The organism is Micromonospora sp. NPDC050200 (assembly GCF_040656135.1).
Taxonomy (GTDB): Bacteria; Actinomycetota; Actinomycetes; order Mycobacteriales; family Micromonosporaceae; genus Micromonospora.
On record NZ_JBFALG010000108.1, the window covers coordinates 1 to 10,627 of the forward strand.

12 protein-coding genes and 1 pseudogene are annotated in these 10,627 nt (G+C 72.6%); 12 read left to right on the top strand and 1 reads right to left on the bottom strand.

Features of this window, described 5'->3' with window-relative positions; translation table 11 throughout:
* The 12 genes and pseudogenes from AB0I41_RS33505 to AB0I41_RS33560 form a co-directional block, all read left to right on the top strand.
* On the top strand, positions 1-692 hold a 692-nt coding region (locus AB0I41_RS33505; protein WP_357115063.1), incomplete at its 5' end, for an AAA family ATPase.
* A gap of 18 nt (positions 693-710) precedes the next feature.
* Positions 711-2,309: a VWA domain-containing protein gene (locus AB0I41_RS33510; protein WP_357115065.1), complete on the top strand. Its 1,599-nt coding sequence runs from the start codon at positions 711-713 to the stop codon at positions 2,307-2,309.
* Positions 2,310-2,525: 216 nt separating this feature from the next.
* On the top strand, positions 2,526-3,704 hold the full coding sequence (locus AB0I41_RS33515) for an FAD-dependent monooxygenase (protein ID WP_357115067.1): 1,179 nt from the start codon (positions 2,526-2,528) through the stop codon (positions 3,702-3,704).
* 68 nt (positions 3,705-3,772) lie between these two features.
* A complete protein-coding gene (locus AB0I41_RS33520) occupies positions 3,773-4,207 on the top strand; it encodes a DUF3085 domain-containing protein (protein ID WP_357115069.1) in 435 nt (144 codons plus the stop codon).
* Positions 4,208-4,281: 74 nt separating this feature from the next.
* Positions 4,282-4,809 (top strand): hypothetical protein, encoded by a 528-nt coding sequence (locus AB0I41_RS33525; protein ID WP_357115071.1) that lies wholly within the window; start codon positions 4,282-4,284, stop codon positions 4,807-4,809.
* Positions 4,806-5,159, top strand: a complete 354-nt coding sequence (locus AB0I41_RS33530; protein WP_357115073.1) for a hypothetical protein — start codon at positions 4,806-4,808, stop codon at positions 5,157-5,159. Before AB0I41_RS33525 ends, AB0I41_RS33530 begins: the two co-directional genes overlap by 4 nt.
* Before the next feature lie 693 nt (positions 5,160-5,852).
* A complete protein-coding gene (locus AB0I41_RS33535; protein WP_357115075.1) occupies positions 5,853-6,179 on the top strand; it encodes a hypothetical protein in 327 nt (108 codons plus the stop codon).
* A gap of 75 nt (positions 6,180-6,254) precedes the next feature.
* Positions 6,255-7,271 (top strand): hypothetical protein, encoded by a 1,017-nt coding sequence (locus tag AB0I41_RS33540; RefSeq protein ID WP_357115076.1) that lies wholly within the window; start codon positions 6,255-6,257, stop codon positions 7,269-7,271.
* A gap of 129 nt (positions 7,272-7,400) precedes the next feature.
* The gene (locus AB0I41_RS33545) at positions 7,401-8,390 is read left to right on the top strand and encodes a hypothetical protein (protein ID WP_357115078.1); all 990 of its coding nucleotides are present in this window, start codon (positions 7,401-7,403) and stop codon (positions 8,388-8,390) included.
* 152 nt (positions 8,391-8,542) lie between these two features.
* Positions 8,543-8,827 carry a hypothetical protein gene (locus AB0I41_RS33550; protein WP_357115080.1) on the top strand — a complete coding sequence of 95 codons (285 nt, stop codon included), beginning with the start codon at positions 8,543-8,545 and terminating at the stop codon, positions 8,825-8,827.
* Positions 8,824-9,213: a hypothetical protein gene (locus AB0I41_RS33555; protein ID WP_357115082.1), complete on the top strand. Its 390-nt coding sequence runs from the start codon at positions 8,824-8,826 to the stop codon at positions 9,211-9,213. The genes AB0I41_RS33550 and AB0I41_RS33555 overlap by 4 nt, the downstream gene beginning before the upstream one ends.
* Before the next feature lie 35 nt (positions 9,214-9,248).
* Positions 9,249-9,670, top strand: a pseudogene (locus AB0I41_RS33560) (DUF4262 domain-containing protein).
* Positions 9,671-9,853: 183 nt separating this feature from the next.
* Here AB0I41_RS33560 and AB0I41_RS33565 read toward each other — a convergent pair.
* Positions 9,854-10,402 (bottom strand): hypothetical protein, encoded by a 549-nt coding sequence (locus tag AB0I41_RS33565; RefSeq protein WP_357115084.1) that lies wholly within the window; start codon positions 10,400-10,402, stop codon positions 9,854-9,856.
* Between the last annotated feature and the right edge of the window lie 225 nt (positions 10,403-10,627).

Genomic DNA, 10,627 nt, shown 5'->3' on the forward strand with positions numbered 1-10,627 from the left:
CGGTGCTGCTCTACGGCCCGCCCGGCACCGGCAAGACCGCCCTCGTCGAGGCCGCCTTCCCCGACCTGCTCACCATCGCCGGCACCGGCGACACCATCGTGGAGGACTTCCTCGGCAACTTCATCCCCCTCCCGGACGGCGGCTTCGAGTTCGTCTACGGGCCCCTGGTCACCGCAATGCGCGAGGGCCGGGCGCTGCTGGTCGACGACGCCACCCTCATCGCGCCGAAGGTCCTCGCCGTCCTCTACCCGGCGATGGACGGCCGCCGCATGATCACCATCCCGGGCTACCGCAACGAGCGCGTCGAGGCCGTCGACGGGTTCTACGTCATCGCCGGCCACAACCCCGGCGTCCACGGCGCCATCCTCACCGAGGCCCTCGCGTCGCGGTTCGACGTGCACATCGAGGTCACCACCGACTGGGACCTCGCCCGCCACCTCGGCGTCCCCGCCTCCGCCGTGCAAGTCGCTGTCGCCCTGAACGCCGACCTGGCCGCCGGACGCGTCACGTGGGCGCCGCAGCTGCGCGAGCTGCTCGGCTTCGCCCGCGTCCGCAAGACCCTCGGCCTACCCGCTGCGGTCGCCAACCTGGCCGGCCGCGCCCCCGAGGAGGACCGGGAGCAGGTCCTCGCCGCCCTGCGGCAGCACTTCGGCACCGAGATCACCGCGCTGACCCTCGGCAAGCAGCGATAACCCCTCGAAGGAGAACTGATGCCTCATCCCCGCACTCACCTGCAACCCGGCCCGACCGTGCCCGCCGCGTACGACCCTGACTGGCGGGAATGGAGCGACGCCTGGACCAGGCACATCCCCGTCCTGACCGGCCGCACCGACCTGACCGTCGCCGTCGCCCCAGGCGCGGGCGGCGGCGCACCGGCTTGCTTCTACCCCGACGCCCGTCGCATCGAGGTCGACGCCACCCACATCGGCGTCCCGGATGTCGCCAACCCCCGCCGCGCCGGCCACAAGAAACTGGTCCCCACCGCCTACGGGCTGCTCGTGCACGAAGCTGCGCACGCCGCCCACAGCCAGTGGACAGCACCGCCCGGCACCCCGCCGGTCGTCGCCGCTGTCGCCGACCTCCTCGAAGAGTCCCGCGCCGAGAACCGGCAGCGCGGCAGACGGCGCGGCGACCGCCGGTGGCTGCGCCACACCGTCACCACCCTCCTGCACGCCGCCGACGCGCCCGTCGACGACGCGTGGCACGCCGGTCACCTCGCCGGGCTTCTCCTGGCCCGGGTCGACGCCCGGATCATCACCGCCAAGGACATCAAGGGCGTTCGCGCCGCCGTCACCACCGTGCTCGGCCGCAAGCGGCTGTTGCAGTTGCGCGACGTGTGGCGACAAGTGCACCTGACCGACGACACCGACGCCGACCAGATGGTCGACCTCGCGTGGCAGTGGTGCCGCATCCTCGGCATCGACCCCCACCAGCAGCCGCACCCACCCGTGCCGGACGCAGGTGTGTTCACCGGCATCCTCGCCCAGGCCCTCGCGGACTACCTCGCCCACACCGCCGGCCTGACCCCAGCCGAGTACCGCGACCAGCAGATCCGCGCCCGCCACTCGGCGCCCGCGACGTGGACCCGCCGCGACCCCACCGACGCCGAACGCGCCGCCGCCCGCACCCTCGCCGCGCGGCTGCAACGGGCCCGCACCCACCAACCTGAACCCGCCACCCGGCCCAGCCCGGTTCCGCCGGGACGGCTGCGCACCCGCCACGCCATCACCGCCCAGGCGCAGATCGCCGCCGGCGCCATGCCCACCGCCACACCCTGGCAGCGCCGCCGTCAGGTGCCCCCGCCGAAGCCGACCCTGCACCTCGGGGTCATCGTCGACGCGTCCTTCTCGATGCACCCCTGGGCGGCGCCGATGTCGTCGGCCGGGTGGATCCTCGCCCACGCCGCCCGCAGCAACCAGGCGGTCACCGCCACCATCGCCTTCGGCAGCGACGTCACCCTGCTCGTGCCGCCCCGGCAGCACCCCACCCACGTGCTGGAACTCGCCGCCGACGGCGGCAGCACCGCGTTCACCAACGCGGTGAAACTCGCCGATCAGCTGCTGCAGCTGCGCCAGCCCGGCCGGCTGCGGATGCTCGCAGTCGTCTCCGACGGAGACCTGCCCGACATCAACCCCGCCCAGCGGCTCATCACAACCCTGCACCGCACGGGTTGTCCGGTGCTGTGGCTGCGCCCCACCGACCTCGACGGGCACACCTTCGCCGACACCACCACCCTGCTGGTGGCCGACCCGGTGCAGGCCATCGGCCACATCGCCGACGCCGCCACCACCGCCCTCGAACGGGCCTGAACCAACCGCCAGCCTCACCGCCGGCACCCGTCGCCGCAGCGGCGACACCGACCGCTCTGATCACCACCTGCTTGTCGCGGTGAGAGGACCTGCTTCTCCCGCGCTTGTCCTGCTCGCACCGCCACTGGCCGTTGCCCGGCCACCCGCGCATCCCGCGCTCACCCGGGCACGGCCGAACGGTCATGCCCGGGTTCCCACAACCCGAAGGGAACCCTGGTGACCGACACCTTCCACGCCCGCCCCGCCACCGGCGCGCCCGGCACAATCCGCCAGCCGAAGATCGCCGTGATCGGCGGCTCCCTCACCGGCCCCGTCGTCGCGCTCCTGCTGCTCCAGGCCGGCTTCGACGACGTCGCCGTCTACGAGGCCACGCCCGCCACCGCCAACCTGACCGGCGGTCTGATCGGTCTCGAACACGCCGCCCTGGACGTGCTGGACCGGCTCGGCATCGGCCAGGACGAGTTCGTCGCCCACGACTCGGAAACCATCTGGCAGATCCCCGTACGCCACCGCCGCCCGGCCGCCAGGGTGCGGCGTGTTTACCCGGGCCGCAACACCACCTGGACGTTGCTGCATACCGCGCTTGCCCGCCGCCTGCCCGCCGGGCTGCTGCACACCGCGCACCGCGTCACCGGACTCAACGCCCCCACCGGCCAGCCGGCGCTGCACTTCACCAACGGACACACGGCCACCTGCGACCTGGTGGTGTTCGCCGACGGGCGGTCGTCGGCCGGCCGGCGGCTGCTCGACCCGGACCGTGTCCTGCGCTACGCCGGCTACATCGCCCATCGCGGCCACGCCCACCTGCGCGCCCCGGGCCTGCGCGACTTTCTGCGCCTCGAACCGGGCCCGGGCTGCCAGTACAACGTCGCCCCGGTCCCCGGCGGCCTGGACTGGACCTTCTACCTCAACGCCAGCCCCGCCGAATACACCGACCGGTTCGGCGCCCCACCCACCCGACGGGTATTCGCCCTCCCGCAGCACGTCAGCCCCGCCGCCCGCGCCCACGTCGACACCCGGGCACAGCAGCTCCTGCCGGCCGAGCACGCTGCCACGGTGCACGCCACCGCCACCCGCATGGCCGTGCCGGTGATGGACATCGACCCACCCACTCGCATGGTGTGGCCCCTCGGGCGCGGCCACGCCGTGCTCCTCGGTGACGCGCTCGCCCCGGTACGGCCCCACACCGCCCGCGGCGCGAACAACGGCATCGAACAAGCCGCCGGCCTCGTCGCCGCCCTCACGCAGCACCGCAAGTACCGCGCGGACCTCGACGCCGCCCTGCACGGCTGGCAACGCCGCCACCTCCCGGACGCCGTCGCCGCCGTCCACCAGGGTCCCGCGATCGGCGCGCGCCTCGGCCTCGGCACCACCACCGGCGACACCACCCGATGACCGGCCCACGTCCCGGCCTTCGGCCCCATCCCTAGCACCCGCGACGCCCAGAAAGGCGCCCCCCTGCCATGGCTCTGCATCTCTACTTCGACCTGACCCAGACGCTGCGGCTGGCCGAGCACGCCGTCGCCGCCGACGAGCACGCGCCCTCCTTCACCGAACACGAAGACGGCGTCGCCTGCCCCGGCGCGCTGGTGTGGGTCCACGACCACGGCACCTACCTGATGTCCAGCGGCCTCCCTCGCCTCGACGACCCGCATCGGCCCGACTCCAGCCTGGTCGTCTACGCCTACGGCTGGAACCCCGACACCGACGGCCACCGCCGGGATGCGGACCTCGGCGGGGACGACTTCGCCGAACACCTGCACCTCACCGAACAGCCCACTCCGCTGATCACCACCCTGCGCGCCGCCGTGACTACCGGCTACAGGTGGCTGCACCTGACCGTCACCGGCGACACCTACGAGGTGCGCGTCAGCCGCACACGCACCCACCAGCACTGACCACCCACGCACGTACCTGCCCCGCCGCCCTGCCGGATGGCGGGGAAGGTACGTGCGCCCACGAAGGAGCCCTGATGACCACATCCGAGGCCATGCCGTACCCGCCGACCCTCGAATCCGTCCTCCGCGACGCCTGGAACGCGTTCCAGCCGCACCAGCCCACCCCGCTGGGATGGGTCACCCACACCACCACCCAGATCCACGCCTACCTGCGCGACCACACCAGCCCGCTCCCGCCCCCGCAACCTGCGGCCAGTGGCGACGCCGACTCGTTGGCCCACTTCCGCCGCCAGGTATGGCAGGCGCTGCGCGACGCGGCCAGCGAGCACGACATCGACATCGACGCCGCCGACCGCGTCCTCCACGCCCTGGACCTCCCAGGGCTGCCCCGCCGCTGGCAGGTCCGCCTCACCCTGCCGATCACCGTCGAGGTCACCGCCCCCAGCAGCGAGGACGCCTTCGACACCGCCGAGGCCGCCATCGAGACCGCCCTCACCGCCAGCGGCCACGACACCCACATCGACTGGGACAGGCACGCCCGCGAGGACGCCACCCCCGGCGAGCACGACACCGCCGCCGCCGAACCGGCCGACCTGCGGTGACCGCGCCGCCCGCCCACCACCCCGCAAAGCCGGTCACCCGCCAACACCCTCGAGGAGATTCCCCCGCGACGCTGCACCTTGTCCGCAAGTACACCGGCCACGACTTCACCGAGGACGCTCTGGCTGCCGCCCGACAGGGCCCCGGCGCGCTGCCGGTGCTCGCCGCCGCGATCGCCGACACCTGCCACGCCCTCACCGCAACCGAAGCCGACCTCGCCCGCTGCGCCGACACCATCGCCGGGCACCTCGCCCACGTCCACCGCGCGTTGACCGCCGGCCCCGGCGAGCCGGCGCCCACCATCAACCCGATCGGCTGCTGCAAGCCCACGGACCCCGCTACGACGCCCTGACCGCCCAACGCGGCACCCACATCACCCACCTGCGGGCCCTGGCCCGGATCTGGCTGGCCCACCACCAACCCCACCATCCGGCCACGGCAGACCGGGCCGAGCAGGTACGACGCTTCGCCGAACGCATCCTCGCCGCGATCGACGACGACATCAGCGAAGGCCTCGTCCCCGCCGGCATCGGCTCGTTCACCGACCTGCACCGCTACCTCGACACAGGTGACTACCTCATCACCGCCGGCGTCCCCTACGACGGCACCCAGCCCGGCATCGACGTCACCGTCGCGGTCCAGGGCCTGGTCGTCGCCCGGCTGCGCACACCCGGCCGCCCGTTCTGCACGCACGGCACGTGCGGCTTCGCCGCGCACGACCACACCACGAACGGACACGACGGCGCCGACCTCGACACGGCCGTGCCGATGCGCTGCCGGCACCGCGGCCAGCCCGCCCACTACGACCACCGCCTCGACGACTACCGCCACGACGACCCCGCCGCACCCGACTGCTTCCTCATCCACCGCGACGGCTGACCCGCACCCGGTGCTCGGGAGCGGGCGGCGGCGACTTGATCTGTCCGGAAAGTCGAGCGTCACTGCACCCGGTCGCCGCCCCGGCGGACCCGACAGCGGCATCCCCACACCGCTGGCCGGGGCGGCGGCCATCCCGCGCCGACACCGCCTACGAAGGGCAACGCGAATGGTCCAGCCGCACCGCCGCGCCGTACCCCGCACCGTCACCGACGTTCTGCTGTGGCTGCTCGCCGCCGACGTCACCGCCGCCCACCCACCCCACCCCGGACGGCCGGACCGCTGCGCGAACCTGCGCTGCACCGGCGAGGCATACCCGTGCCCGCCCGCACGTGACGCCCAGCGGGCCCGCCGGGCTGCCAGCCGGCCGACGCTGCTGGCCCGCGGCCGGGCACGGGTGGCAGCGCCGGTCGCCGCCGCGGCCACCCGATTCGTCGGCTGGTTCCAGCCCGCCACGCCGGCGCAGCAGACGAGGTCGTTGCCGCGCGCCGCGTGACGCCGGCTCGCCCCCGCCTTACCCCCACGCCGGCGGCCAGTCGAGTCGCCGGACCCCGAGCATGTTGGAGGAACCATGAGTTTCCGGGCCGAGAAGACCCTCGCCGGCTATGCCCGCGCCGCGGTCGACCTGCGCCTGCGCATGACCGAATACTCCCGCGGCTGGTTCGCCGCGCAGTACCTGCGGGCGTGGCTGGAATCCCGTGTCAACGACAACAACGCCCACAGCGCCACCGTCCTTGACGCGTTCAGCCGCATCGCGCACCAGCCGTGGCGCGACGGCGAACCGTACGTCCTCGCCCCGGCCATGACCGCGATCATCGCCGCCGCCGCCCAAGCCCTCGACCTGGCCGGCGACACCATCGGCAACGACACAGCGCCCAGCCACGCCGGTGTGCTGCTCCTGCCCGAACCGATCTACGAACGCGGCGTCCACGGCCAGGTGACCTCCATCGGCGCGATCACCTGGGCCAAGGTCCACAACCGCGACAGCGGGCGCACCGGCTGGTGGATCACCGGCTGGGCCGACCGCGACGACCCCCTCGACCCCGCCGCCGCCCGCCGCCGCGACCAGGTGGCCGAGGCGCCGCACCTCGCCGCCCAGTTCGGCCCCTACGTGCTGACCACCTTCGCCGAAATCCCCATCGGCGCCCCGATCCCCACCCACGACGACCTACCCAACACCGTCGACGCGGACTGGGAGTCCGCGCCCGACGGCCGCTTCTGCGTCGACGAGTCCACGATGCGGATGCGGGCCGTCGCGGCGATCTGTTACGCGTTCTGGCGCATCCAGGAACAACCCATCGCCACCGTCGCCAACCCGCCCCTGGACCGGCCCGCCCGCCGGCGTGCGCTGCGCGCCAGCCTCCGCCACGACACCCGCGTGGTCATGCTGCGGCGCACCAAACCCGCCGCCGAACCCACCGGCGAGGCGAAGTGGCACTACCGGGTGAGGTTCATCGTGCGCGGGCACTGGCGGCGCCTCGTCAACACCGACGGCCAGCCCTACCGCATCTGGATCCACTCCCACATCAAGGGCCCCGACGGGGCGCCCCTGCTGCTCGGCGAAACCGTATCCGTCCTCGCCCGATGACCCCCTCGACTCCACGAGCCCACCCCCGCATCCCCGAGTACGACGCGCGCACGGCGTTCACCGCCGACAGCAGGCACGAAGTCACCCTCACCGCCAGAAGCCGTGTGAACGGACGCCATGCCCAGCTGCGTGACCGATGCCGTCGACGCGCTGACCTGCCGGCTCGGCTACACCGTCGACTGGCGGAAGCTGCACCACCACCTCGACCAGCCAGCCGTGACCGCACTCATCGCCGTCGCCACCGCCACCCGGTTCACCGCCAGCCAGCAGCACCGCCACGAGCGCATCGTCACCGCGCTACTCGGCAACGTCACCCCCGCCGCCGCAACCGACCCGCGCGAGGAGGACACCGCCGCCACGGCGGCCCACCTCGTGCTCAGCCTCCACGACGCCCACCACACGGCGCTTGACGAGGCGCGCAAGGTCACCGGGCCGCTCGTGGCGCTCGGAGTTCTCACCCCCCACGCCCTGACCCCCGCCACGGGCGGCCACGGGCACCCGCGAACCCACACCCGGAGAATCGCCATGCCGGACACCGGATACCCCTTCGACACCCGCAACCGCGCCTACCAACGGTTCCTCACCCTCGCCGGCGACCACTTCGAGGTCGTCGGCTGGGACAACGCCACCACCGGCCGCCCCACCATGATCACTCTGATCGACATCGGCAGCCGCGACGCGTTCAGCCTCGCCCTGCTCGACAGCGCCGAGGACCACCAGCCCCACGCCCTGCTCGCCGTCACCACCACCGCCGCAATGTCCCTGCACGGCCCCATCCCCGGCCGCGCCGCCGCCGCCGACTACGCCCCCCACCTGGCCATGCACAACGCCGACGTCGCCGCCACCACGCCGGTGGGCCTGCACGACCCCGACGCACCGCACGTCGGCGACGACGAGTGGACGGCCGTTCCGCCGGACATCGCGGCAGCCGCCCGCACCACCACCCTCGACGCGGCACGCGTCGCGCTCGTCCTGCTGGACCGCGAACGCGCCCAGCTCACCGTCGTCGGACCCTTCCCCAGCATCGACGCCGCCGAAGCCTGGCAGTCCGACGCCGACGGCTGGCCACCGGTCGACCGGCTCCTGCTCCCCGTCCACACCCCCGTCACCCGGGACTGACCGGTCCCCACCCCCCAGCAACCGCCGCACCACCCAACCCTTCGATCCCCAACAAGCCCGCGCGGCACACCAAGGCCCACCCCAGTTGTCCGTGCCAGCCCGCCGCCGGCCACCTGCGGCGGGCTGGCACCCGTGCACACGAGTCTCACCACGTGACCGACACCAGCGGCCAGGCCAAGCGGGCGGCATCCGCGCCGTCGATGCCACAGCGACGACCACCACCGCCAGTCTGCCGCGCCGCACGGGTGGACGGTTTCACCCCGCTGCTGGCCGACCTCGACCTCGCCAACGCGCCCGCGGGACGCACGCAACCCGGCACCTGGCCAATCCACTCCCAGCCGCACCGCGAACCGTGGCGCGGCCCGCCCGTCACCTCCCACCACCGTGCCGCCGCGCCATGGCGGCACCGCGCAGAAAAAGAAGAGGAGCAATCATGAGTCCTCCGCCCGACTCCGACTCCGACCTTGAGGCCGACGGCAGTGCTGGCCTCAGCGTCGGCGACCCCGTCCTCGGCAAGTCGCGGCTGCTGTCACGGCAGTGCGACACCTGCATCTTCGCGGCGGGCAACAGAATGCACCTCACGCCCGGCCGGCTGCGTGACCTCGTCGCGGAAGCCCGCCGCCGGGAGTCGTTCATCATCTGTCACGACAGCCTCCCCCACTACCTGTATCCCGAGGCCAAGCCGGCGATCTGCCGGGGCTTCGCCGACCGCTACCGCACCCAGACGCTGCAGCTCATGGAACTGCTCTTCGGCTTCGTCGAGGTCGACCCGCCGCAGCCACCCCAGCCCGACAACGCCCCGCCCGAGGGAGTTGACCCGTGACCGGCATGGAGGACTTCTGGCGCCGCCAGAGCGAGATGATCGACCGGGTCGGCTGGTTGGTCACCCTCGTCCACCCGTCAGGCGACGACCCCGACCACGGGCCCCCGTTCGCCTACACCGTCGGCCTCACCGCCCACGACCACCCGGAGTTGCTCATCGCCGGGCTCGACCCCGCCACACGCAGGCCCTGCTCAACGACCTCGCAGGCCGCGTCTACGACCGCGCCGAGCGGTTCGGGCACGGCCAGCGCGTCAGCGACCTCATCGCCGGCTACGACGCCGTGATCGTCGACGGCGCCGCCGTCGACGCGCTGCACCCGGGTGCCGCCTTCGCCCGCTACGGCGACGAGCGGGTCCGTCTGCAACAGGTCGTCTGGCCCGACCCGCGTGGCCGCTTCCCCTGGGACGACGACTACGCCTACAGCCCCGACGTGCAGCCGGTCATCGGCCGCCCGTAGCAGCCGCTGCTGGCCTTCTCTGGCCGTGGCTATGACGGACGAAGCGGGCTCCACGAGGACGGCCCATAACTGACCCCACGTGATGCTGATATTGCCCGCGCTGAGTAACGGTGTGTGACGGTTAAGGTCGTCGGCGCTGCCACTGGGAGCTGCACGCTTCTGCCGATGAGCGTGCGTTCGCTGTCACACGTCCGTGGGGGAACCGGGGAGGCGGTGGAAACCGAATTCTGCTTGCTTGCTGTCTAGGAGCGGGGACCATCCCGAGGCCAGGAACCCGGCTGTCGGTCCGACGGTCATTTGAGTGCGGTCGACGATGGTGGTGCCTTCGTATGTCGCGATGAGGATTAGCGCACTTCGATCGGGAAGAGCGAAGAACCCTTCGACGCGGTCGTTGGGCGACACGGTCGCGACCAGGTTCAGGTGGTCGCCGTCGGGATCCGCCCGGAAGAGCGCGTCCACCCGGCGCGAGCCCCGCTGTTCGGCCAACGTGGCGGAGAACCACACGTCGTCGCCTACCACCTGAAGGTCGTCATAGAACTCCCACAGTTGATCGGCCGGCAGCTCGGCCAGCGCCCGCAACTGGGCCGTAGCTCCAGTTACGCCCCGGCGCACGTGGTCCCGCAACCCGGGGCCGAACCTGCGAGTGGTACCGGACGCGACATCGAGCAGGCGAGGGCGGGCACCATGGATGTAGATCAGAGTCTGCGAGTCGAGCCAGGCGTACCGGGACACGCTCGTGCGGAACTGAGTCGACCGTCCCGGTTCCACGCCCTCGACGCACAGCCTCCTGTCATCGCCTCTCCACCGCACCCACGCCACCACGTCCCCGGCAGGGCTGACGGACAGCGACGGCGGACCCCACCGGAAGGTGTCAACCTTTTCGGGGCGGTTGGTTCAGGGGTTCGTTGAGTGAGTTGGCTGGTCTTCGGGTTTGTTGATCCACGCGGTCTCGGGTAG

What these genes read in the sequence shown, in the direction of transcription:
- AB0I41_RS33510 (WP_357115065.1), top strand. Translation starts at nt 711, where the DNA reads ATGCCTCATCCCCGCACTCACCTGCAACCCGGCCCGACCGTGCCCGCC.
- AB0I41_RS33520 (WP_357115069.1), top strand. Translation starts at nt 3,773, where the DNA reads ATGGCTCTGCATCTCTACTTCGACCTGACCCAGACGCTGCGGCTGGCC.
- AB0I41_RS33525 (WP_357115071.1), top strand. Translation starts at nt 4,282, where the DNA reads ATGACCACATCCGAGGCCATGCCGTACCCGCCGACCCTCGAATCCGTC.
- AB0I41_RS33535 (WP_357115075.1), top strand. Translation starts at nt 5,853, where the DNA reads ATGGTCCAGCCGCACCGCCGCGCCGTACCCCGCACCGTCACCGACGTT.
- AB0I41_RS33540 (WP_357115076.1), top strand. Translation starts at nt 6,255, where the DNA reads ATGAGTTTCCGGGCCGAGAAGACCCTCGCCGGCTATGCCCGCGCCGCG.
- AB0I41_RS33555 (WP_357115082.1), top strand. Translation starts at nt 8,824, where the DNA reads ATGAGTCCTCCGCCCGACTCCGACTCCGACCTTGAGGCCGACGGCAGT.